General features: G+C 38.5%; 18 protein-coding genes and 2 pseudogenes. 2 read left to right on the top strand and 18 right to left on the bottom strand.

The features are described from left to right. Positions 1 to 13: 13 nt before the first annotated feature. The 4 genes and pseudogenes from J2S23_RS08755 to J2S23_RS08740 form a co-directional block, all read right to left on the bottom strand. Positions 14 to 679, bottom strand: coding sequence for a fibronectin type III-like domain-contianing protein (locus J2S23_RS08755; protein ID WP_307122356.1), 666 nt, complete (start codon positions 677 to 679; stop codon positions 14 to 16). Continuing rightward, a pseudogene (locus J2S23_RS08750) lies at positions 653 to 2,110 on the bottom strand (glycoside hydrolase family 3 C-terminal domain-containing protein); the annotation flags it as partial. The pseudogene J2S23_RS08750 and the gene J2S23_RS08755, both read right to left, overlap by 27 nt. Before the next feature lie 283 nt (positions 2,111 to 2,393). Then, positions 2,394 to 3,782, bottom strand: a complete 1,389-nt coding sequence (locus tag J2S23_RS08745) for an MFS transporter (protein WP_307122342.1) — start codon at positions 3,780 to 3,782, stop codon at positions 2,394 to 2,396. 109 nt (positions 3,783 to 3,891) lie between these two features. Beyond that, the gene (locus J2S23_RS08740) at positions 3,892 to 6,180 is read right to left on the bottom strand and encodes a family 78 glycoside hydrolase catalytic domain (protein ID WP_307122341.1); all 2,289 of its coding nucleotides are present in this window, start codon (positions 6,178 to 6,180) and stop codon (positions 3,892 to 3,894) included. 109 nt (positions 6,181 to 6,289) lie between these two features. On the opposite strand from J2S23_RS08740, the gene J2S23_RS08735 reads away from it, so the two are divergent. Continuing rightward, on the top strand, positions 6,290 to 7,249 hold the full coding sequence (locus J2S23_RS08735) for a helix-turn-helix transcriptional regulator (RefSeq protein ID WP_307122340.1): 960 nt from the start codon (positions 6,290 to 6,292) through the stop codon (positions 7,247 to 7,249). 225 nt (positions 7,250 to 7,474) lie between these two features. Here J2S23_RS08735 and J2S23_RS08730 read toward each other — a convergent pair whose 3' ends face one another. The 5 genes from J2S23_RS08730 to rhaB all read right to left on the bottom strand — a co-directional run bounded on the left by J2S23_RS08730 (position 7,475) and on the right by rhaB (position 13,957). After that, positions 7,475 to 8,716, bottom strand: a complete 1,242-nt coding sequence (locus J2S23_RS08730; protein WP_307122339.1) for an LPXTG cell wall anchor domain-containing protein — start codon at positions 8,714 to 8,716, stop codon at positions 7,475 to 7,477. 221 nt (positions 8,717 to 8,937) lie between these two features. Further along, a complete protein-coding gene (locus J2S23_RS08725) occupies positions 8,938 to 10,089 on the bottom strand; it encodes an iron-containing alcohol dehydrogenase (RefSeq protein WP_307122338.1) in 1,152 nt (383 codons plus the stop codon). 147 nt (positions 10,090 to 10,236) lie between these two features. After that, complete coding sequence (gene rhaD / locus J2S23_RS08720) at positions 10,237 to 11,058, bottom strand: rhamnulose-1-phosphate aldolase (protein WP_307122337.1); 822 nt, start codon at positions 11,056 to 11,058, stop codon at positions 10,237 to 10,239. 163 nt (positions 11,059 to 11,221) lie between these two features. Then, positions 11,222 to 12,481, bottom strand: coding sequence for an L-rhamnose isomerase (gene rhaA / locus J2S23_RS08715; protein ID WP_307122336.1), 1,260 nt, complete (start codon positions 12,479 to 12,481; stop codon positions 11,222 to 11,224). Between the two features lie 24 nt (positions 12,482 to 12,505). Further along, positions 12,506 to 13,957, bottom strand: coding sequence for a rhamnulokinase (gene rhaB / locus J2S23_RS08710; RefSeq protein ID WP_307122335.1), 1,452 nt, complete (start codon positions 13,955 to 13,957; stop codon positions 12,506 to 12,508). A 295-nt stretch (positions 13,958 to 14,252) separates the two neighbouring features. Between rhaB and J2S23_RS08705 the strand changes: the two genes are divergently transcribed. After that, positions 14,253 to 15,221 (top strand): AraC family transcriptional regulator, encoded by a 969-nt coding sequence (locus J2S23_RS08705; RefSeq protein WP_307122334.1) that lies wholly within the window; start codon positions 14,253 to 14,255, stop codon positions 15,219 to 15,221. On the opposite strand, the gene J2S23_RS08700 is transcribed toward J2S23_RS08705, so the two are convergent. The 9 genes and pseudogenes from J2S23_RS08700 to J2S23_RS08660 form a co-directional block, all read right to left on the bottom strand. Further along, on the bottom strand, positions 15,191 to 15,370 hold the full coding sequence (locus J2S23_RS08700) for a hypothetical protein (protein ID WP_307122333.1): 180 nt from the start codon (positions 15,368 to 15,370) through the stop codon (positions 15,191 to 15,193). The genes J2S23_RS08705 and J2S23_RS08700 overlap by 31 nt on opposite strands. A 128-nt stretch (positions 15,371 to 15,498) precedes the next feature. Continuing rightward, positions 15,499 to 15,870 (bottom strand): hypothetical protein, encoded by a 372-nt coding sequence (locus J2S23_RS08695; RefSeq protein ID WP_307122332.1) that lies wholly within the window; start codon positions 15,868 to 15,870, stop codon positions 15,499 to 15,501. A gap of 89 nt (positions 15,871 to 15,959) precedes the next feature. Beyond that, positions 15,960 to 16,907 carry a DNA/RNA non-specific endonuclease gene (locus J2S23_RS08690; protein ID WP_370868708.1) on the bottom strand — a complete coding sequence of 316 codons (948 nt, stop codon included), beginning with the start codon at positions 16,905 to 16,907 and terminating at the stop codon, positions 15,960 to 15,962. Positions 16,908 to 17,345: 438 nt separating this feature from the next. Further along, positions 17,346 to 17,576, bottom strand: a pseudogene (locus J2S23_RS08685) (peptidylprolyl isomerase); the annotation flags it as partial. Between the two features lie 108 nt (positions 17,577 to 17,684). Beyond that, positions 17,685 to 19,259, bottom strand: coding sequence for an ATP-binding cassette domain-containing protein (locus J2S23_RS08680; protein ID WP_307122330.1), 1,575 nt, complete (start codon positions 19,257 to 19,259; stop codon positions 17,685 to 17,687). An 8-nt stretch (positions 19,260 to 19,267) separates the two neighbouring features. After that, on the bottom strand, positions 19,268 to 20,821 hold the full coding sequence (locus tag J2S23_RS08675; protein ID WP_307122329.1) for an ATP-binding cassette domain-containing protein: 1,554 nt from the start codon (positions 20,819 to 20,821) through the stop codon (positions 19,268 to 19,270). A 172-nt stretch (positions 20,822 to 20,993) separates the two neighbouring features. After that, positions 20,994 to 22,289, bottom strand: a complete 1,296-nt coding sequence (locus J2S23_RS08670; RefSeq protein WP_307122328.1) for a radical SAM/SPASM domain-containing protein — start codon at positions 22,287 to 22,289, stop codon at positions 20,994 to 20,996. A 74-nt stretch (positions 22,290 to 22,363) separates the two neighbouring features. Beyond that, positions 22,364 to 23,227 carry a helix-turn-helix domain-containing protein gene (locus tag J2S23_RS08665; protein ID WP_307122327.1) on the bottom strand — a complete coding sequence of 288 codons (864 nt, stop codon included), beginning with the start codon at positions 23,225 to 23,227 and terminating at the stop codon, positions 22,364 to 22,366. Between the two features lie 239 nt (positions 23,228 to 23,466). Further along, positions 23,467 to 23,757 (bottom strand): DUF5966 family protein, encoded by a 291-nt coding sequence (locus J2S23_RS08660; RefSeq protein WP_307122326.1) that lies wholly within the window; start codon positions 23,755 to 23,757, stop codon positions 23,467 to 23,469. Between the last annotated feature and the right edge of the window lie 54 nt (positions 23,758 to 23,811).

The following is a 23,811-nucleotide window of genomic DNA, read 5'->3' as shown; positions in this document are numbered from 1 at the left end:
ACTGCTTTTCCTTTCATACGTGTTCATTCAGTTCTTTAATGACAGCATCCAATTCGTTGCTGGTCATTCCTACAAAGGGTGTCACACCCCTAAGTGGCATATTTTTAAAGATGCTGTCGCCCATATCATCGGACACGGCATCATCTTGATCCACACCATCTGGGTGGAAGAAAGCATCTATTTTTCGTTTTAAGTCTTGAGTCCATGCTCTTGTTTTAGGGTTTTCCATTAGATCCCCAAGAGTTGTGTTGCGATGAATAATCAATGGGAGAGTCTGAGTGCTCATTACTGTAATGTTATGGCTCAAAACGATGTTACGAGAATCCTTCCCAATTTCAATAACATAATCTCCAGAAGGCACATACCAATCACGTAATAATGTATTGTATTCTGCAAAACTGCGTTTATTTAATGTAAACCTTACTTCTTTCGATTCACCAGGTTCAAGCGCAATCTTTTCAAACCCTTTTAACTCTCTAACAGGACGAAGGGATGAATCAACTTGACGGTTGACATAGAGTTGGACAACTTCTTTACCAGCACGATTCCCAGTATTGGTTACGCGAACACTCACTTCTACCTGATCTGTATCTAGACACGTTTTATGGCTGACTTTAAAATCCTGGTAACTAAAGGTTGTATAAGATAAACCATAGCCAAATGGATATTGGACAGGCATTTTTTTCTTATCATAATAGCGGTAGCCTACAAATAAACCTTCCTTGTAATGCACCTTGTCGCCATCACCTGGGAAATTAAGGTGTGATGGGTTATCTTCGAGTTGGTATGGAAAGGTTTCTGCCAAACGACCACTCGGATTAACCTTGCCGTAAAGCAGATTGACCGTCGCTTCTCCAACGGCTTGACCTGCCAGGTACATTTCTAAAATCCCAGTTACTTGATTAGCCCAGGGCATGGCTACCACTGAACCATTATGAAGTACGACCACCGTCTTAGGATTAGCTGCAGCGACCGACTCTATTAGTGCGTTCTGATTAGCTGGCAAATCGATATGATGACGATCATAACCCTCAGACTCATAGCTTTCAGGCAAACCAGCAAAGATCACAGCCACATCACTGGCCTTGGCCAAAGCAACTGCCTCAGCAATAAGCTACTCATCAATATCTTCTTCTAACCGATACCCTTGCGCGAAGCTGACATCCGCTAGTCCAGATACTGCATCTAAGGCATTGGATACCTTAAAGGCATTAATGTGGGAGCTGCCACCACCCTGGAAACGAGGGTTCTTGGCAAATTCCCCTATAAAGGCGATTTTTTGTTGAGAATCGAGGGGTAAGACACCTTCATTTTTAAGAAGAACAGCTGATTCTTCTGCAATATGCCTTGCTTCAGCATGATCTTTGTCTTTATCCCAATCAACCAATTTATAGCGAGAGGTATAGTCTAAAATAACCGTTAAAATCCGCTCAACTGCTTGATCAAGGATTGATTCTTCTAAACGGCCATCTTTGATTGCTTGGACAATTTCAGCATCATTTATCCCATTAGAGCTTGGCATCTCAAGATCAAGTCCAGCTTTCAGGGCTTCAACACGTCTGTCAACGGCTCCCCAGTCTGACATGACATATCCTTCAAACCCCCATTCGTCACGCAGGATTTCCGTTAACAACCGATGATGTTCAGAGGCGTAGACACCATTAATCCGATTATAAGAGGCCATGATGGTTTTAGGCTGTGCCTCTTTGACAACTGTTTCAAAAGCTGAAAGATAGATTTCTCGCAAGGTTTGTTCATCAACTTCTGCTGAAATACTCATCCGCCATGCTTCTTGATTATTGACAGCAAAATGCTTGGGACTCGTGCCGACACCACGCTCCTGCGCCCCTTGGACAAACGCCTTAGCTAATTCACCAGTCAAATAAGGATCTTCAGAAAAATATTCAAAATTTCGTCCACATAGTGGAGACCGTTTAATGTTCATACCGGGACCTAAGATCACAGAAACATCCTCGGCCAGGCACTCCTCAGCAATCACCTCACCCATATGGCCTAGCAAATCACGGTCAAAAGAACCAGCTGTATTGCAGGCAGCTGGGAAACAGACGGCTGGTATACTATCATTAATCCCCAGATGATCCGCTGCCATATCTTGTTTACGCAAACCATGGGGTCCGTCACTCACCATAACACTGGGAATCCCAAAACGTTCCAAACCTTTCAAGTGCCAAAAATCAGCACCAGAACAGAGTCCCGATTTTTCTTCCAATGTCATTTTTGAAACAATCTCTTTTGCATTTTTCATGGTCATTTCCTTTCTTTCTTATGTTCATTTCGTATTTTCAAACAATTTAAATAACAAACTTACAAAGAAGACCCCATATCATCGATATAGAGCCTTTTTGAAAGTCGCTACGACTTTTATTGAGATATTATGCGTCGTGGTTATCGTCTGAATGGTCACGAATCATTGACTTCATTGCTGCTATGTCTTCTTGATGTTTTTCAACTGGGTTGAAACGAAGACAGAAGAGCATAATTAAACCAGTAATGATAGGTGCTGCAAAGCGCATGAAATTAAGAACAAAGAGAGTTCCTTCATTTTGTTGACCTACGGCTCCTGCAACGTAACCAACTAATCCAAGTAAGAACAATGGAAGTGAGTTACTGAAGGTATTCCCCATTTTTTGAGCAAATCCCTTGATAGATGAAATCACACCATTAGCAGAAATACCCTCTGTAAACTGGATATAGTCAATCGCGTCATTAACCAAGACGTTTACCAAAGCATTTTGCATCGAAGCAAGTGCAGTTGCGATAAAAGTCATAACACAGAGGAAAATAAAGTTACTGCTTCCAAAGAAGAAGAGAATGATATAACACACTGAGGAACCGATGACAGATGCTGTCAAAGCACGCTGACCAGTTTTAAAGAATTTTAAGAAAATTGGGAGTAAGACGACCATTGAAACTAAAGCACCCATTGAGACAACTAGCATATAGGTTTCAATCAAGTCTGGACGAGCTAGATAGTACAATACATAATAAACTGATGTCGCAAACATAAGACCATAGCCTAATGATGCCATAACCCATACAATGATAAATGGTGTCAATTCTTTGTGTTTCAAAATACGTTTTAAATCTTCAGTCAATGGACGATCTGGAAGTGGTTCAATGTATTTTTCTTTAGATGTTGCAAATAATCCCCAGAAAGAAACGCACGATAGCGCACCAAGAATTAACATCAATGGTACCCAACCATTTTCAACACCAAATAAGTTCCCCAAGAAATTCTTAATCGAGTTAGCATAGGAAGAACCAATCGTAAACATGATAGCAGTGGCACCTGCACCATAAGTAATAACTTTGTTACGAAGGGCATCGCTTTTTACATGGGCTGGAAGAACTGACATTTGTGGCATGGTATACATCGTTACTGTCATTTGGTAACCAATATAAACAATAAGGAAGTACCACCAGTTACCATTACCAGAAAAAGTTGGATGTTGCCATAACAATACAGCAAAGATTGTTAGCAATACTGGCGCTGGCAAGAAATACGGACGATAGCGACCCCATTTAGTCTTTGTACGGTCTGCAATAACACCCATCATCGGATCATTAAAGGCATCCCAGAGAGTTGAGATAAACATCAAGCCCGATACCGCTGCAGGTGACAAGCCAACTGTATCAGTTAAGTGAACAGCAAGATAACTGGCTAAGATCGCTGCAATCATCATTGCGGTTCCGCTGACAGAAGTGGCATGGAAGAAGGCAAACTTTTTGTCTAACTTCTCCTGAGGTTGTTTGATTTCCATAGGATAAGCTCCTTTTTTGTTTTTTCTATAAGTCTATTTTACCCAATTGGTATCGGTTACACTATCGCTAAATAATCCTTATTGTGTGTTCATTTCGTAGATTTTTGAACTATCTATAGAGAATTCCATCAACTGCTGATAAATCGACAGTCACTACCACTTCATTTGGTCCCTCAATCATCCAGTTTTTACCGTTTTTGTGAATCTGGATGATTCCATTAGGGGTCTGATAGGACATTTTAAAACCCTCTACGATTTCAATGCTCGGCTTGATTTCAATTGCTTGATAACCTGGTTCAAGTGGTTTTAAACCGACTGTTTCACGAACAATCCAGTCTAGTACACAGCCAAAGGCATAGTGGTTAAACGAGAACGTACCAACTTTACCATCGGGCTGAATGCCGGCCCATGATTCCCAGATTGTTGTCGCTCCTTGATTGACTTCATAAAACCAAGATGGGCAAGCTTCTTGAAAGAAGAGCGTTTTGGCGAGTTCTCTTTCACCGTTTGCGCATAAGACATCCAAAAGGTAGGGAACTGACAAGAAGCCCGTATCTAATCGATCTCTATTGTCATGGATTAGGCTAACCAGACGAGCCAATAAGCCACTTCGATACTCTTCAGGAACCACATCAAAGGCCAACGCTAAAACATAACATCCTTGATAATCATGAGTTAGCCTGGCATCTTTAGTAACAAATCTCTCTGTGAAAGCCTGTTTAACTTTTTGAGAATAGGCACGGTACTCCTCACCATTTTTTCCTAATACTTCAGAAATATTTGCCAATAATTCTGCTGAATGAGCTAAGAATGTTGTTGCCACAAGATCTTTTGTAACTTCTGCTGTCCTCATAGGATTGGGATCTTCCATCATAAAGCTCGGAAACATCCAATCCCCATAATGAAACTTTGTATCCCAAATATAACGCGCATTGCCAGATTTATCTCCTGCTGCACTATTCTTAGAGAACTCAAACCAATGTACCATAGCATCATAGTTTTCCTCCAAAACCGCTTTATCTTCATAGCGTTCGTAAAGCGTCCAAGGAACCATAATAATCGCATCTCCCCAGCCTGCTGATGAATAGGATCCTGTAAAAGCGACACTTTTTGCTGCGTCTTTAGGTGCAGGCGAGTAATCAATCACTTCTCCGTTGTCCTTCTGGTTGATCCGAACACTCTTAAGCCATCTCTTTATTAATGCGTCTGTTTTTAAAAAGAAGGTTGATGACGGAGCAAAAACTTGCATATCGCCTGTCCAGCCTACCCGCTCTCTCTGAGGGCAATCCGTCGGAATGGAGAGCATGTTTCCTTTTTGACTCCATAAAATATTAGATAATAGCTGATTAACCTTTTCATTACTAGTCTTTAAATAGCCGGTTCTCTCCATAGCAGAGTATATCGATATGGCATTAATCGTTGAAATATTCTTTTTCTCTAAACCAACGATCTTCGTATATCGAAAGCCATGAAAAGTGAAATCAGGTTCTAAGACTTCTTTCTGGCCTCGACCGATAAAAATATCGATTGCATCCTTATTTCGACCAACAATATTTTGAAAGAACTGACCATTCTCATTCAAAGTTTCAGCATGTTCTAGCCTGATCTCTTGACCTTCTGCTAAGAATGTTTCTAACCTCACACGACCAGCAATGACTTGACCAAAATCTACGATAAGTGTGTCATCTTCTTCCCAGATTGATTGAGCAGGAAACTGTTCTTGACGATAGACCATAGGTCCTTCTTGAGGTGCCAAACGGCCATAATCTGCATCTACTTCAAAAACAGTTAAGTTTAGAGGCTCTCGAGACGTTTTCCAATCTGTATCTTCCCTCAAGTCTTGCTTTTCACCAATTTGAATATCTGCATAGCGATGTTTTCCAGATCCTGCACTAAAATGATGATCTGTCCCAATAACAACCTGAGTTCCATCCTCATAAGTTAGTTCCAAATCTGCCAATACTGCTAACTGATTACCAAACTGGGCACTTCCTCCTTGGACACTAATGCGACCTGCGTACCAACCGTCAGCAACTTCAATAGCTAATATATTGGTACCAACTTGCAACAAGGATGTTACATCATAGGTCTGATACATCAAGAAATCGTTATAATCTGTATAATCGGGCATAAAAATGGCTTCTGTGACCTTCTTACCATTCAAGAATGCCTGATAAATTCCTTGGCAGGTAATCAAAAGCTGAGCAGAATTGATTGGTTCTTGAAGCTCAAATACACGTTTAAAATAAACTGACGGATTGAGTCGATTCTCAACTGGAGCTTGTGGCCGGCTTTTCCCAGAGAACATTTCCTCCAGCGTGAACTCTGGCTCTTCAGAAACCTTGGCATTTTCACTTGAAATCCATCGTCCAGTCCATTTCTCTTTCTTATTTCTCAATCATTTTTCCTCCATTCCTTTGCTAATTGTAGTATACAATAATACCATCTCTTTTCAATGCTTGTTTAAAACAGAAAACTGTGATAATATGATATAAAAATTGTATTTTATGAAAGTGAAATCAGCTAAAATGACTTGGAACCTGCCTTCTCTTGATCCGGATTTTCAACTATTAGAAAACCTCAAAAACTATTTAATCGTTGATGAGACTGTCTTACCCTTTAATCAAATACACCAGGCATCCAGCCAAATATGTTTCAAAGATTTGCTAGAAACACTACAACTTCCCCAAGAAGCTCAATTGGCCATTGCTTCTCACCAAATGACCTACCCATCCCAGTGGCACAATCATGATTATATTGAACTCCTCTACATTCTTGAGGGCCGTCTGTTTCACCTCACATCTGAAACGACTCATGTTTTAGAACGCAATAGTCTTTGTGTTATTCCTATCGAAGAATCCCACTTAATCACACCTATTGATAATGAGCCAGCAACTGTTGTCAACGTACTTGTCCATCCTAGTTTATTTCAAAAAATAACAGAGTTAGATCCTCATTTTTCAAATAATGTTTTCCAAAAGCCATTGATTCTTGAATCTACTGTATTGAATGAAGAACTCGTTCTTAACCTTAAAACCTTTATTCTAGATTATTATAAAAACGCCTATCGTCCAACACTCATCACCATCGCTCACTTCATAATTGTTTTACATGGCATCTTAAATCAAACTCAACCACACCAAAACACCTTTGATCAACTGACTAAAGATTGTCTTCATTTAATAAAAAATGGTGCTCCGACGATTACCCAACACCAGTTGTCACAACAGATGAGTTATAGCCAGGGACACCTATCTAGGCACATTCGTCAACAGACAGGACAGACAATCTCATATCATATCGCCCAAGCTAAGTTGGACAAGGCTCGCCAACTATTACTTGAGACTCAACTGACGATACACCAAGTAGCTGAACAATCAGGATACCAAAGCGAGAGTCATTTTCACAGGCTTTTTAAAAAACAAATGTCTATGACTCCAAAGCAATACCGCAAAATTGTTCAATAGAAAACAACTAAATGAGTTAATTCCCCATAGAAAAAAGCTGGATCAGATCCAGCTTTTTTGGCTCTATAGTTTCCACATAGTTTCTATAGCAGGTAGCACTCCCCTATGGAGATTATGGAGCCCTTAAAAAAGAAAAAAGAGAGAACCATTTTGGTTCTCTCCACATATTAGCTTTTCACCAACCCACTACGGTTGACAAAAAGCCCTTATAATAATTACTGAAAATTAATTTTCTTTACGTTTTGATGAAACAACCATCATACCTGCACCAGCAATAACTGCAAGAGCAGCTACAGTGAAGAATGGATGAGTAGAATCACCAGTTGTTGGAAGAACTTTTTCTTTCTTAGTTTCAGTTGCTGCCTTAGATTCAGTAGCTTTATCAGCTACAGCTTTTTTATCATCTGCTGTAGTTGTAGAATCAGATTTTGGTGTAACATCTTTTTCAACAACTTTTTGATCTGGCTTAGCAGGAACTACAACTGGATCTTTTGAGCCTTCTTTTGGAGTTAAATCCTTTTCAATCACTTTTCCATCAAATGGATCAACCCAATCTGAGTCTGGTGTATCTGGTTTTGTTGGATCCAATTCGTCAACCCATTCAGAATCAGGTCCTTTTTCAGTCGCGATAAAGAGGTTAACTGATTCATCAAATGTCCACTCTAAATCACCCAAACCATTTTCATTTACATAGTTACGGAAGTACATTTCAGCAGTCATTGCATCAACTGCTTTAAACTCTGTATAGATAGTTGTATCAGAAGTTTTAACATTAAGTCTGAACAAGCTTAATTCTGGCTTGTCAGCTTCAGTTAAGTCTTTTTCAATTACTTCTGGATAGTTATCTTCAACAACACCAACTTCAGTTACAGTATCATCTTCGATGTACTCTTCACCAGTTCCTTCTTCGATTACTTCTGGGTCAAGGTCCGAAATAATTTCAGCATCATCTGGCGCAGTATTCAATTCTTTAACAGTGAAAGTGTTTGTTGACTCATCAAATGACCATACAGTATTGCTTGTGACTCCATTGTCGTTTGCATAATTACGGAAGTAAGCTTCAGCATCGGCAGCAGATAAAGCACGATATGTTGTTTCACCAGAAGTTGTAATTCCTTCAATAACTAAATAATAAGTATCTTTAGTTGTTGATGTTAAATCAACTGGTTCTGTAGGTTTATACTCTTCTTCATTAACTTCAGGTTTTACTACCGCAGGAGAATCAAAATCTTCCTCAGTAGCAACTTTAATCAAGTTCCTGACATAATTTACATTTGTTATAGTATCCCTAGATATGTTACGAATATATGCATCTTTACGATCTTGTGGTAAATTTGTCAATGCACTGATGGCTGATATAGCCTCTGCTTTCGCATCGCTCAACTCATCAGCTGAAACACCGTGAACACCAATAGTTGCTGACGCTAAAACAGCCATTGATGCCAAAAGAAATTTATTCTTTTTCATTTTTATTCTCCTTTAAAGAATCCCTTATTTTTTTGAAGTTTTTACAAAACTCCTTGTATATTATTATATTCTTAAAAAAAGCTAAAGTCAAGAAATGATAAGACTTTTTTTAAATTTTTGGGTATTTTTTTGTTACATTTTATTAACTTTTTTTCTAAAAAATAACATTAACTTAACACATTGTAATAAATGTTCTTAAATCAAAGATAGCAATCGCCTTCTTAGAACAACTCTTTATAAAAGGCAATGGTTTCTTCCAGCGTTGGCATGAATGGGTTGCCTGGTGCACAGGCATCAATCAAGGCATTTTTAGACAGGTATTCAAAGTCGAATTCTTCTTCTTTGATATCTAATTCAGTCAGTTTCTTAGGAATACCAACGGTTGCAGAAAGGTTTTCAATTTCAGCAATCGCATAGTCTGCACATTCTTCATCTGTTTTGCCATCTGTAACCAATCCAAGCGCTTTGGCCACATCACGGAAGGCCGCTGGAACGCGTTTAGCATTTTCACGCTCAATAATTGGAAGGAGCATGGCACAGCAAACTCCGTGAGGCAAGTGGTAAACAGCCCCAAGTTGATGGGCCATTGAGTGCACATAACCAAGACCGGCATTGTTGAAGGCCATACCACCAAGGAAGATAGCATTAACCATAGCTTCGCGCGCTTCAATGTCTTGCCCATCTTTAACAGCACGTGGTAGGAATTCTTTGATGAGTTCAATCGCACCGATGGATAATTTCTTGGTTACCCCGTAAGCTCCTGGTGTCACCAAGGCTTCAATGGCATGGGTTAAAGCATCCATACCTGTTGCTGCCGTTAAGTCAGCTGGTTTTGAGAGCATGAGCTCTGGGTCATTGACAGACATGATGGCCAAGCTATTTTTGTCCACCATCACCATCTTTACCTTCCGCTCTTCATCAGTGATGACATAGTTAATGGTAATTTCTGCTGATGTTCCTGCTGTCGTATTGATGGCCACAACTGGAAGCCCTTTTTCTTTGGATTTATGCAATCCCTCATAATCTTGAGGTGTACCACCGTTGGTCGCCATGATGGAAATACAGCTTGCCGCATCTTGAGGAGAACCGCCACCGACTGATAAGATAAAGTCGCAATCGTTTTCCTTCAAGACTGCCAAACCATCATAGACATTTTTGCAAGAGGGGTTTGGATCGACATCTTCAAAGACCACATAGCCAATTCCTGCTGTATCAAGTGGTGCTGTTACTTTAGGCAAAATGTCGCTTGAAGCGATAAAGTGGTCTGTCACCAACAAGGCTTTTTTGAAGCCCAATTCTTTGACATGGTCACCGAATTCGTTGATAACACCTTTGCCAATGAGGTTAACTGCTGGTACGTAAAATACTGACATAAGAAACTCCTTTTATATTGTTATTTTTTTCACTATATTAATTATAATCCCTTATTCCCCAAAATTCAAAGGAAAAAACAATAATTTGTTAATTAATTCACTTGATGGTTTAAAGGTCAACTTGTGCTTTCACACAAGTTACCTTTTTTATAAATCAAGGAACCCTTCATGTGGGGTCATACCGAAGAATTCTGCAATTTCTTGCAATTCTTGATCTGTGATTTCTTGCTTAATAACGCCACCTTGAGCACCAACTTGAGAGAAAATCATGGCTGCTTTTTCAATCACTTCAACCAAACCATAAGTCTCATCAAGCGTAACACCAGAAGCAAATAGGCCATGGTGTGGCCAAAGCACTGCTTGGAACTCTGCCATTTTCTCAGATGTTTTGACGCCAATGTCATTGGTTCCAGGTGTCATGTAAGGAATAACACCAAGTCCTTCTGGAAAGACAACAATGGATTCTGCCTGCATTTTCCAAAGGATGCGTGACAAATGACGCTCGTCCAAAGGTTGAGTAAAGCTCATGGCAATCAAGTTCGTTGGATGACAATGGAAGACAACACGTTGATTTGGGTTGACTTTAAGGCGTTCGATATGGCTCATCAAGTGACTTGGGAATTCAGAGGTTGGTTTGCCTCCATCTTCAAAGCCCCAAACGATGTCATAGCTTTGGCCATCTTCTGAAATTTTAACCAGACCAAGGTCAAGTGTTGGACGGCTATAAACATTACGGAAATAGCGACCGGTACCTGTCACCAAGTAATAAAAACCAGCAATCGCAGAAGCATCAAAGCCGAGCTCATAGGTGGCTTTGATGTCCTTCACATCCTCATAAACCTCTACTTCTTCTGCAAGGAGACGGTAGGACACATTTCCACCGTTGCGTTCATCCCAATACCGATTGTAAGACTCACGCGTCACTTCACGCATATTCAACACATAAGGAGAATCAACAAATTTAGACATAATTATGATGCTAAGGGTGTTAAGAAAGCGAGAGAAAAACAGGAGACCGAGACTGTGGTAAACCACAGGGAGGGCTATCTTTTTTCCGATGCTTTTAACCCGAGCTCAAATGCTCGACACACCCTTACCTTCCTTTCTTTCTAGTTATTTAAAAATGTAAGACTTAAGCACGTTCTGCCAAGACTTTTTCTTCGTAGGCACGCACGTCTTTGAGCCAATCAAGGCCGACTGGAACACCGTTTTGTTCACAGAAGTAATTCCAAACATCGCTGTAAGGGAAATCTTTGAGTTCCTCTGTGTAAGCCAACCGGCTTGTGAAATCAAAGTCATTTTCCATTTCTTTTAGTTGAGCAGTTGGTTCCAAGAGTGCTTTCAAGAGTGCTTTTTGCGTATTGCGTGTTCCGATTACCCAAGCAGCAATCCGGTTGATTGTTCCATCAAAGAAGTCCAAACCAATCACTGTTTTATCCAAGAGGTTGTTGCGGACGATTTCTTTAGCAATATCTTGCAACTCATCATCCATGATAACCACGTGGTCTGAATCCCAACGAACCGGACGAGAGACGTGTAGCATCAAGGCTTTTTCACTAAAGAGGGAAAGGGAAGATAGTTTGTTTGAAATCACTTCTGTCGGATGGAAGTGACCAGCATCTAGCAAGATAGCCTTGTTACGGGTCAAGCCGTAACCCATGTAAAACTCATGGGAGCCAACTGTATAGGCTTCTGCCCCTAGTCCAAACAGTTTGCTTTCTACCGTGTCCACATTGTAGGCTTCGTCAATCTCAACAGAGAAGATTTCATCTAGTGATTCCATCAGGCGTTTGCGTGGTGACAAACGGTCAACTGGATTATCTTTAAAACCATCTGGCACCCAGAAATTGGTGTAGCAGGTTTGGCCGATTTCTTTACCAAAGTATTCCGCAACCTTACGGCTACGTTTCCCGTGTTCAATCCAGTAATCACGAACCGCTTTATCAGGATGAGAGAGGGTCATCCCATCTTTCATCATTGGGTGTGAGAAGAAGGTTGGGTTGAAGTCAAGCCCGAGGCCTTGTTCCTTAGCCCATGCCACCCATTTTTCAAAGTGCTTTGGCTCGATTTGGTCTAAATCAACGGATTCATCTGTATCTAAGTAAATGGCGTGAAGGTTAAGTTTGTGCTTTCCTGGGATAAGTGAGTAAGCTTTTTCAAGGTCTGCTCGAAGTTGATCTGGTGTATGTGCAACCCCAGGATAGTTTCCTGTAGACATAATCCCACCAGTGGTTTCACCTGTTGGATTGAGGAACCCTTTGACATCGTCTCCTTGCCAGCAGTGCATCGAGATTTTGATGTCCTGGAGGGCTTTGAGGGCGTCATCTGTATCGACACCGAGTTCTGCGTATTTGGCTTTGGCTAAAGCGTAGCGTTCTGCAATAGTTGTCATGGTATAGTCCTTTCTACTAATGACTTAAGATAGGGTTTGTTGCCTAAAGGTTAAGAGATGATCACGCGCTGAAATATCTTTTGGCTCATAGCGCTCATAGTCAAATTGTTCCTGTAACCAGCTTCTAGCTTCTTTAAGGTCAGCAAACTGACCTTCTGCAATCAATTGAACCATGAGGTTGCCTATAGCAGTGGCTTCTCCTGGTCCCGCAATGACAGGTTTTCCGATAACATCAGCCGTCAGTTGATTGAGGAGTTTGACATTGGAGCCACCACCCACAATGTGTAGGGCTTCAAAGGTCTCACCCGTCAACTCTTGCATAACCTTCCATTCATGGGCGTATAAGAGGGCCAAGTTGGAGTAGACACACATGGTTAATTCCCCAACCGATTCCGGTACGATTTGACCAGTTTCTCGGCAAGCTGCCTGAATTTCGGTTATCATATTCTCCGGTTTGGTAAAACGGTCATCGTTGAGATTGATATACTGCAAATAAGGTTCAACTTGGTAGGCTGCCTGCGCCATCTCAGCGTAACTATATTGGTAATCCAGCATCCGAGCAATTTCTTGAACTGCCCACATCCCCGTGATGTTTTTGAGGAAACGATAAGTTTGATAAGCTCCCCGCTCATTGGTATAATTTTGTTCAAAGGCATTTGGGGTCGCAATAGGGAGACGGTTTTCCACCCCTATCAAAGACCAGGTCCCACTCGAAATATAAGCCGGTTGGTCTGCCGTTGATGGGACACCTACTACAGCAGAAGCTGTATCATGGGTCGCTACCGCTATGACTTGGCAAGCAGGCAAATCATAAGAAGTTTTCAATTCTTCTAAAAGGGATCCAATAACTTGCCCAGACTGAATCACTGGTGGGAATTTCTCTCGTGGAACACCTATGGCAGCGAGTAAGTCAGCGTCCAGATCTTCTGAGTTCACATCCATAAACTGGGTCGTTGAAGCATTGGTTACCTCAAGCGTATTGATTCCTGTCAAGCGATAGGCCAAGTAGTCCGGCACCATCAGGATTTGGTCCGTTTTCTCTAATAGAGCCTTGTCCTCACGGAACAATTGATAGAGCGTATTGAATTTAAGAAACTGAATCCCTGTTTTGGCATAAATGGTTTCAGCAGGTATTTTTTCAAAGAATTCCTCCATGGCCCCATCTGTCCGCTCATCCCGATAAGCAATCGGTTGATCCAAGAGATGACCGGACTTATCCAGCAAACAGTAATCCACTGCCCATGTGTCAATTCCTAAGGTACAGCTCTTTACACCTACCGCCCTGATCTTGGATAGTCCTGTCAGGATTTCCTCAAAAAGATAATCAATATCCCAGCGGTAATGGCCATTAACGAATTGAATTTCATTTTTGAAGCGATGCATTTCTTGTAAATCAAGCTTCTTGTAATTATCAAGCGTAGCCAGCATGACACGGCCACTTGATGCACCTATATCTACTGCAACATGAAAGCTCATCAGTCACCTCATTTTTTCTTGTCTTATGATACTTCTATTTAACTCTTTTTTGACTTGTGGTACAATATCTAATATACATCCCTTTTGTATCAAATATACAGGTTTGCCAAATAGCAATCGCTAGGGCTAGGAATTCTATGTTCTTCGTGAGAACATGGTTCCCTTGCTATTTCCCTATTAGGTATTAGCTTTCTTTACAAAACCTATTTGGGACTTTATACGAACTCAATGCACTAGATTGAGATCACACGCCTCGATAATGATTTTCTTATTTCAAAAGAAAGGTGCTATGTTTATGACATCACTTGATCAACTCCTCTTTTCCCACAGTTCTCACGAAATTACTCAACTTAAAGAAAAAGACTTTGTGGCTGACTTTCCAGAATTAAAAACCTCTAGTCAGAACCAAATTCCTGTCATTAGCCAACAAATTTTTGGTACCAATAAGGACGTCTATATCAGTAAACACAGTCGCTTTGCAGATTATCCGACTCACTCCCACCAATTTTTAGAGATCAATTATATCTACCACGGAAATTGTCAGCAAACCATAAATGGTAAAACCTACCACTTTCAAGCAGGTGACATCATTCTTATGGACAACGAAAGCACCCAATCCATTAAAGCGCTTGGTGAGGAGGATATTTTGATTAACATCCTTTTTCGCAACAAGGAAATTTCTCTAGATTGGCTGACTCAGCTTCAAAGTCACAATAGTATCATTTATGACTTGCTCTTAAACGCTTCAATCGATCAGTCTAAAGTCAGCAACTTTGCGATTTTTCCAAAAGAAAAAACCAAGGCGGTACTCCCGGTTTTGCAGCAACTCTTAACAGAATATTTCTTTCCAAGTGATTTTTCTGATAAAATGATTGATCATTATTTATCAATTCTAATGTATCATCTAGCCAGAACTTTGTCTGAAGTCAACCAAGAAGCTATCCTAGAAAAAACAAATGACCCCTATACCAAACTCCTAAATTTAATTGAGCATGAATACCAAGAATTAACGCTTCAGAGTGCTGCTGATCGCTTAAATTTCAATAAAAATTATTTAAGTAACCTTGTTAAAGAACGCAGTGGGCAAACGTTTACCCAGTTATTGCATTACAAACGCCTGAATCAAGCAAAACTTCTCATCTCATCAACTCAATTGCCAATCCAGGAAATCGCTCAGTTGACTGGTTTTTCCAATAGAACATTTTTCTATAAAAAATTTGAGGACACATTTGGTTATAAACCAAGCGATCTAAGAAAGAAATAAGAGGCGCTGGTTCTTCTTAAAGTAGCACTACTATTAGAAATATCTGCTCTGGCTTTTGCCAACATTCCCTCCGTTAGTTCAACTATATTATAACCATCAGTAATGTCACCCATTTCATTTTTACTGTCAATATTAATAATGTCCCCCATATATTTCCACTCCAGTCTATTCTTTTTAATCTTTTACCATTACCTCTTACATAGTTCATCTAATAAAAATGAAGGGTGTGATTTGAAAACTGTTTAAAAATAGTACCCTTCAAACTAGAACTAACGATTTAAGAGAACTCTTTTCCTGTCAACTTTGACACAATGATACAAAATCTTTCCCACTCATCAGGAAAATTATTTTCTCCTGATTTTACAATAGTTTTACCATCGATAACATACTGACACTTCCACCAACTGCCATCTACTATGCTCAGATAATTAGGATAGTTGATATCCCAGTCAAAAAGATGACACTTTTTGAGTTCATTCAAAAACTGGCTCATTTTCCTTTTGCTTGACTGAAGAATAATCGTATCCAGTTCCCATTCCGAAGCATTGATATAAGTCACAGTATTCCTTAGAAAGTCTACTGTCACATGGATTGGCGGTTCATGAAAACCTCCAACACTTGCTTCAAAGTAGGTAATGTTATCTTTCATAAGTCATACCTCATTTTTATCAAATGTTTTTTTAAAATCGTGGTCAGATAAACTTAGTAGTAAAGGGTGCCAAAAATTGAATGCGCTACTTATTCTTTAGTTGTATGACGCTTCCCTAAGTTAAGTGCAGCTTCTTCAGTCATTTCAATCACTCTTGAAAAATTGGTGTTCGCTGGCATGTTGTCTTTGGAATACCAATATACATCAGCATTTCCATTTCTAGCTATATAAACAACTGGTACAAGTTGGGTAGCAGGTGTATTCTCAACCGAATGTGATTCAATTATTGAAGAACTAGAAGATGATGAGTGACTCTTTTCTTCTGTTGGAACTAGTGATGGAACTGCAGTACCTTTCAAATAATCTATTATGGCATTTTTCGAGTAATTATCTAAAACAACAGTAGTAATTCCATAACTATCAACTGATTCTTTAGAACTTCCTAGATTGATACTAATCAGATTCCCAGACTCATCAAGGCCCACATATTGAAGTACAACTTGTCTAGGTATCAATTCGTCTCCGAAATATATGGGACTTACTTTGTAATCTAGCCAAAAATGAGGATGGTTAGCAAGCCAACTATCCAAACGTTTCTCATAATATAGCATACCTTCAATATTCTTATCATTCGTCCCTTTATATTGACCACTGTTTGACCAAGCAGTCAATTGGACAAGGTTTCTTCCTTCATCTGTAAGTCCACTAAACTGGTAACCAATAAGATGGGCCCTATTAAAAAGCCACGCTTTCTTCCCCTTATTGCCATAAGTCATTTTATAGTTATGCCAGCCCACTGGATTATATTTTATTTTAGGTTCTCTCTGCTTTTTCGGCTCATCCTTGTCCTGAAGTTGGATATGAGCAGAAGTTGCCCGACCTAATGTATCAAATTCACCTAGAACAGTCTGCTTTTCCCCATTAAATGTCAGCAAATTTAGAGTATTGTAGTCAATGTTATTTTGATTTGCTATAACAGTAATATTGGTTAAAATAAGTGAAAAAATAAAAAGAATAAAAAACAAGAATTTTTTCATAGTAGTTGCCATTTCCTTTGAAACTATAAATGAGTGCTTACCTTTTAACATTTAGAAGCCACTTTTTTAACCCATTATATCATTAAAACACTTTCATTTTAATGTTTATTTAGAAAAAAATAGCGAGCACAAAACTATCATTAATATAATATATGTTGCTAAAGTCTAAATTACCCAATGTTTTTAGCTACAAATGGTACTCCATCTATATACTGAAGAAAATTTAAAGTGAGTACAGTTCAATTCCCTCACTCACGTCTTTTAAGAATCAATTTGATATTTCTAAATTTTATGAAAATATATCACAACTATATCAAGTTATAACATCAAAAAATCTAGTCTTATCCCACCCCAAGCAAAAAAGCCTTGTCTCCAAGGCTTTTAATAAGGCTCTCGTTCAAAGGTTTCTAACCTTTCACCAGCAGACTAACTACCTCGACGTGTATAGTATTGCGTGAGAAATTCCTTGACTAACTCATCAGAGAGGACACTTGCCTTCTCTTTTTCTTTCTCTTTGGTCAGTAATTTTTGAGCCTCAGATTGGATTTGTTTCTGCGTGTGATTGGTGACAGACTGAGAACCAATGGTGTAACCCATCATCACCATAAAGCTGGTGACTGCTAGACCACCAAAACCAATCAAAAATCTAGCCTTCATTTTATTTAACATCACTAGTGCTATCTCCTTTTTCCATAAGATAGCACTATGATAACAAGATGAACTTGAAAAAGTTATCACAAGAAAAACTACCACTCACTAATGAGTGGTAGCTCCTCCTTAATTCTCATAATATGACAAATCAATCTCACTATCATAGATAAAGTCATCATCAATGTGATGGGCGATTTCAATAACAGTAACTGGTAAATTGAACAGTAGGTTTCGGATATTCTTAGCATTTTGAGCATCCAACGGAGCTGTCACTTCATCTGCAAGAAGCACATCTTTTTGTCTAATCAGATTTCGTGCAATTTCAAGGCGTACCTTTTGTCCCCCAGAAATATTTTCCCCATTATTAACAATTTGATAGTCTAAAATATTATCAAACTCAGCTGTCAAACCAACTTGCTCAAGCTTTTCTAATAATAGCTCATCAGAAAACTCAGCTCCCAATGTCAAATTAAAGCGAATGCTATCATTAAAGAGATAAGGTGACTGGGCAATGAGACCGATACGCTGCTGATAGTCTGTCGTCACCTGACCATTATCAAGCACCATGTCAATAGCCCCCTCATCAGGACTTAATTCCTGTAAAATCAGTTTAAAAAGCGTTGATTTTCCAGAACCACTCGGACCCTTAATGAGGTATTTCTTCCCTTTGTCAAAGCGATAAGTGAGGTTTGAAAAGAGTCTTCTGCCTGCAAAGGATTTCGTCAATTGATGGCATTCTAAAGCTTCAAAATCTTCATTTGTAAGAGACCGCTCCTGCTCTTTAGGAATAGGCTGAGCTAATATCTGGTCAAATGTGTCAGAAATGGATTTTGCTCCTTTGAGCCTAAAAATATCGTTAACAATATTCATCAATGGCTGCTCCAGACGTGTAGCTGCAATAAACATGGCAATTAAATCTGTCACTTGTACGCTAGTTCCTGCTGCTATGAGTACCAGTCCTAAAAAGATTGGGAGAAACTGAGACACAAAGAGCATCAGATTGGCTAAAAAGGCAAAGAAAGATTGATAAATTCCAAATGTTTGTCGTGAATCTTCGTAGCGTGTTGACTGGTTTTGAACATTTTGAAGACCAGAAGAAAGGGCTTGATTCTGAACTAACGTTGGCCTTCCAACAACGGCATCGCTCACTAAACTCAGTAATTTCTGTCTCTCTGATGCTTGCTCGTCCCCTTTTCGCTCTGCTATTTTACTAATCCTCAGTTGAACAACTAAGAAAATAAAGGAACAGGCAATAAACAGCAAACCAATCGGTATATTTTTTACCAAGAGATAGATGCTAAGTAATAGGAAATTACTAATGTGTGCAACAAGGAGAATACTTGGACTAATATGATTCCAGAGATAATATTCAACATCTTGTGTTAAAAGGGAAATCTTCTGTTCTTTCCCAATCTCCTGATGCCCCAATATCAAACGCTTGTAAAGATCAAGGCGAATGTTACCGCAGCCAATGGTCATAATCTGATTGATCAAGAGATTAGCGATAAACATGACAGCATATAAGAGCAAGTAGAGAGTCAATCCATAGACCAAAAACCCCCATGTTTCTTTACGACTATTTAACGCTGTAAGGTCAAAGATTTTATCTGTCATCAAGGGTTCAATGAGAAAGACAAAACTGTTTAAGATACAGGCGATAAGGGTTAAGGTCACTAAAAATTTATTAAAATACTTAAACATCTCATCACCTACAACTCTATCACAGCATCATAAACGATTGTTTCGTCCACATGATGAGCCACTTCAATAATGGTTATGGGCAGTGAAAAAATCAACTCTCTGACACGATGAGCATTCTCTTTATCAAGTGCTGCTGTCACTTCGTCAAGCAGTAAAACATCCTTCTGGCGCAGTAAAAAGCGTGCTAATTCTATGCGCACTCGCTGACCACCTGAAACATTGCTGCCGTTATTTTCAATGTTGGAGTCTAAGCCGTCTGGTAGCTCTTCAAGCAGGTGGACTTGATTTAACACCCTAATCATCTCGTCATGAGAAAAGGTCTGATTTAGACAGATATTTTCTTCCAAGGTGCCATTAAAGAGAAAGGGTGACTGACTGACCATGCCAATATTCGCTTGATAAGAGTTAAATAACTGATTGTCATCCGTCACAAGAGCGACTTGTCCTGAATCGACAGCTTCACCTTTAATGATATTTAAGAGGGTGGTTTTTCCTCGTCCACTAGCTCCCGTGATGAGATATTTCTTCCCTTTTTCAAAGGTGTAGGAGAAATCTTTCAAAATAGTCTTGTCTCCATAGGATTTTGTGATATTTTGCAAAATCAGAGCTTTAAAATCTGGAATATAGGAGACTTCCTCCTCATTAACAACCTTATCCATTAGATTATAGATTTTTGTCTTGATAGAATGAGCAGCTTGCATGTCAAAAGTGGCATACATCATATTTTGAAGAGGACTTGACAGGCTATTTGAAGCGATAAACATGGCAACCAGAGATGATACTGGAATATGACCAAAAACATTTGGGAATAAAAAATAAATTCCAATTGGTAGCACACGTCCTAAAAACTGTGTCAAACCATTACAGAAAAAGAGGAAATTAGATAGGTAATAATAATTTCGGCGGGCAGTTTCATAAGTCAGTACCTGATGTTTCAATTTTCCATAGGTCGTTGCAAATGCTTGATGATGTAACAAGGTGCTTCCACCATTGACAAAGTCCATAATGAGAGCCATTGAACGCTCTCGCTCCTCGCTCTGCTTTTGTCCAAAAGCATCTGCCACTTTACTCAAAAACACTTGGGGTAGTGGGCGTAAGAGAGACCCTAAGATAAACAGCAGCGCTAAAATGGGATTTAAGGTGATTAAATAGACCGACACAACCAAGAAAATCATGCCATTTTTGGGCAAACGCATGACCTGAGTCACGTAACTATCATAGAAAAATTCTAAATCTTGGCTGAGAAAATTCGTCGTCTCATGCTGATCTGTGAACGCGCTAGATAAAAGGAGCGTCCTCATCAACTTATCTCGTAAGACCAACATGATGCGTTTACAAGACACATCGTAAACGACATCTGCACCAAACTCCAAACCATAAAAAAGCAGATAGGTCAAAAGTCCCACGACAAAAACTTTCCCGAGTGACTCAAAATCCGTTACCGTATCAATCGCAATGACTTTTTGAATCACTAACGATTGTAAAATACTAGAGAAAGCTCCTAATATAAAGACCACGAAGGCAACATAACGGAATTTCCCAAGATAAGATAATAACTTCATAGTAAGCTCCCATTAAATAAAATAGTCAGCTAGGAAAGGATAGCTAACTATTTTATATGCTAATTAGCAGTTTCCGTTTGTTCTTGGACAGCTAGCATTCACTTCAACCTGATATGCTTTAGGATCATATTTTTTATTTTCTTTTATAATCATTGTTAGTTCCTCCAAAAAATTAATTTATATCAAGGATATCGTTATAGGACTTACTAAGGATAAAAAGTGAAAAATCTTTTTGTATGCGCTCTTTATATAGTCGACACAACCTTTCCCAAGATTTTTCTTGATTTATCCTTACCAAAGGACAATATCCTGATTTACAAAGCAATACATAAGGGCATTGGCTACATCTCTCAATCTCAATCTCTTTGAGCCAATCATTCCTTTTCTTCTCGTTAACAACACCTGTTAAAACGCTTCCAAAAATATTTTCTTTATGGTACAGAGCTACTGTGCAGCTTTGAATTACTCCTTTAACGTTGAACATATAGTGGTATTTACGATTAGCATAGCAATTTATACTGTTCGACATCATTATTTGAGGGGATTCTATATTATATCCTAAAGAAATTGCCTGTTGAGAACAATAATAACTGAAATCACCATTTGGAATATCAACACAATAATCATCAGCTCGCTCTCCTTGCCCCCAATCCCCAATGTTATGATAAGCAAGACTAAATCTGCTATCTTCCCTGAATACCAGACCATCTAATTTTAGAAAGTGCTCCATAGATTCAACATTCTCTTTTGAAATATTAAATCGAATAGTACAATGAAAATGTAACGAACTAGCCCCCATCATTTTTAAATTTGCGAAAATTCTATCATAAGAACCTACACCATTTTTAAGTAAACGTTGATTATCATGGAACTTCTTCTCACCATCAACCGTTATTTGATAACCAGTAACTTTACATTTTCCTACTAAGTTTTGAAACATACGTTTATTTAACAAATAACCGTTAGTTGTAATTACAGAAAAATATTCAATATCATATACCGAACATAGTTCTAAAAATCTCTCAGATAGCTGAACTATTGTTTTATAACCAAGCAAGGGCTCTCCACCAAACCATTGAACACTAAATATCTCAAACTTTCCCTCGGATAATAGTTTATCCGCAAACGTTACAATAGCATCTTCTACTTCTGGAGACATTGAAATATTTTCAAATTTTTCATAACAATATTTACATCTAAAGTTGCAATCTCCATGAGTTAGAATTGTAAATTCTAGCAACTTATCATCTTCGTTTTTAATTCTCGCTAGCGTATCTTGTAGCTCATTTTCTTCTTGATGATAATGCCAAGACTCTAGATAATCATTATACTGACTTCTTGTAGTATCATCACAATCAATTTTCCTTAATAATTCGTTGGTTATAAAAAAGGAGTGATTATTTTTTGTGTTGTAATAAACATTTCCATCTGATAGGGATTTACTTAAAACATAAGGCGACATTTCCATTATGGAACCTCCTTCATCACGCTTTAAGTATATCACTCTGAAAAAACTTTAAATTTCTTTCCCATATCTGCTGACTAGTTATTTTCAGATAAAACTTTTTCTAAATGTCCTTCATAAGTCTTTGCTAAGTGGTTACTTCCAGCCAATTTCATTGCTCCAATACACTTTCTCATTTCAATAATTGCTTTACAATCCTTCTCTTTTTTATAGTGATACAGATGTTGTGCATACTGAAACACCAATCGCTCATAAATTTCAGTCTCAGTGAAGAAGCATTGATTTAGTTGTTTTTCAAAATACAGAGCATCCAGAAATTTTTCTCTCTCAACACATGTGATATATCCATTTAATAACATTGATGAGATTAATCGTCTATTATTTGGAATTTCTTTATAGAAATCAGAACTCCTAGACATTTCTCTAGCCAAAACCATGAAAACATCATGTTTTAGGACATCTAAAGTATTTGAAAAAATCAACAATTCATAATATCCCCAATATTCCACACTAAACAAATAGTCGGTTAAATCGTCCAAATCCTTTTGAGTATAATAAGCTTCTCCTGATAAATCTTGCAAACGAATTTTCAATAAAATCATATTGAGTTGATAAAATTTACCCCTTTTATTCTCCGATTCCATCTGTGAATATAGAAGCTTTTTCATGCCTTCAACATCACGATTAGATACAAACTGTCGAACCTTTGATAGAAGTTCATTTAGTTCATCTCTATGAAAATCATGAGCCGCATACATAAATTCATCAATTGGCATGTTGATTTCATCTAAGATAAGCATGAACTTAGAAATGGTTAAATCTGTCTCCCCTTTCTCAAAGCGAGAGAGTTGAGACGTTGATATACCAGCCTTAGCGACATCTTTTAATCGTAATCCTCTAGATTCTCGAAACTTTTTAAAAATTTCTCCAAATTTTTTCATCATACACCTCCAATAAGCATATATGGGAATATTTTTTTATTTTTAACATTTTAGCATAAAATAAAAAAAAATAAAAGTGAGGTATTTCACATGAAAAATCAAAAACTACTACCTTTATTGTTCCTACTCTTTGAGGGAATTATTATTATCGTTGTTGGCTAACACTAAAAACTTTGTCACTATAATGCTTATACATTCATGAAAATAGGGCTACCTGAACTCAGGTAACCCTATTTTTATCATGTCATCCTACTTCTAATAACTTTTCTAACAATTCCAAAGACAAGGAAAAGATTAAAAATAATATAGAAAGTGGTAAAGCTGAAAATTCCATTGGTTGCTAAATCTTCGACATAGAGGTATCTTTCTGTAAAAAAGAGGTAAATCCCATAGACTTCTGTAAAGGCTAAAAATCCGATTAATCCAATGACAAATAAGCTTCCAAGCATCTTCGCAATCTGGTAAAGGACAAGCAAAATCAGTCCTATCGCTGCGATAATCAAAAGACTTTGAATGATTTGTTCTAACATCTCTACACCTCTTTCTACCCTAATTGCTTACGATAATAATCTGCCTTCCCCTTG

It is taken from the genome of Streptococcus moroccensis (assembly GCF_030812835.1).
Lineage (GTDB): Bacteria > Bacillota > Bacilli > Lactobacillales > Streptococcaceae > Streptococcus > Streptococcus moroccensis.
Note: the sequence above shows the minus strand (reverse complement) of the source record. Positions and strands in the feature narration are given on the sequence as shown.

Bases quoted from the DNA above. Each gene is read 5' to 3' on its own strand.
- J2S23_RS08755 (WP_307122356.1), bottom strand. From the start codon at position 679: ATGCCTGTCCAATATCCATTTGGCTATGGTTTATCTTATACAACCTTT.
- J2S23_RS08745 (WP_307122342.1), bottom strand. From the start codon at position 3,782: ATGGAAATCAAACAACCTCAGGAGAAGTTAGACAAAAAGTTTGCCTTC.
- J2S23_RS08735 (WP_307122340.1), top strand. From the start codon at position 6,290: ATGAAAGTGAAATCAGCTAAAATGACTTGGAACCTGCCTTCTCTTGAT.
- J2S23_RS08730 (WP_307122339.1), bottom strand. From the start codon at position 8,716: ATGAAAAAGAATAAATTTCTTTTGGCATCAATGGCTGTTTTAGCGTCA.
- J2S23_RS08725 (WP_307122338.1), bottom strand. From the start codon at position 10,089: ATGTCAGTATTTTACGTACCAGCAGTTAACCTCATTGGCAAAGGTGTT.
- rhaD (WP_307122337.1), bottom strand. From the start codon at position 11,058: ATGTCTAAATTTGTTGATTCTCCTTATGTGTTGAATATGCGTGAAGTG.
- rhaA (WP_307122336.1), bottom strand. From the start codon at position 12,481: ATGACAACTATTGCAGAACGCTACGCTTTAGCCAAAGCCAAATACGCA.
- rhaB (WP_307122335.1), bottom strand. From the start codon at position 13,957: ATGAGCTTTCATGTTGCAGTAGATATAGGTGCATCAAGTGGCCGTGTC.
- J2S23_RS08705 (WP_307122334.1), top strand. From the start codon at position 14,253: ATGACATCACTTGATCAACTCCTCTTTTCCCACAGTTCTCACGAAATT.
- J2S23_RS08700 (WP_307122333.1), bottom strand. From the start codon at position 15,370: ATGGGGGACATTATTAATATTGACAGTAAAAATGAAATGGGTGACATT.
- J2S23_RS08695 (WP_307122332.1), bottom strand. From the start codon at position 15,870: ATGAAAGATAACATTACCTACTTTGAAGCAAGTGTTGGAGGTTTTCAT.
- J2S23_RS08690 (WP_370868708.1), bottom strand. From the start codon at position 16,907: ATGAAAAAATTCTTGTTTTTTATTCTTTTTATTTTTTCACTTATTTTA.
- J2S23_RS08680 (WP_307122330.1), bottom strand. From the start codon at position 19,259: ATGTTTAAGTATTTTAATAAATTTTTAGTGACCTTAACCCTTATCGCC.
- J2S23_RS08675 (WP_307122329.1), bottom strand. From the start codon at position 20,821: ATGAAGTTATTATCTTATCTTGGGAAATTCCGTTATGTTGCCTTCGTG.
- J2S23_RS08670 (WP_307122328.1), bottom strand. From the start codon at position 22,289: ATGGAAATGTCGCCTTATGTTTTAAGTAAATCCCTATCAGATGGAAAT.
- J2S23_RS08665 (WP_307122327.1), bottom strand. From the start codon at position 23,227: ATGAAAAAATTTGGAGAAATTTTTAAAAAGTTTCGAGAATCTAGAGGA.
- J2S23_RS08660 (WP_307122326.1), bottom strand. From the start codon at position 23,757: ATGTTAGAACAAATCATTCAAAGTCTTTTGATTATCGCAGCGATAGGA.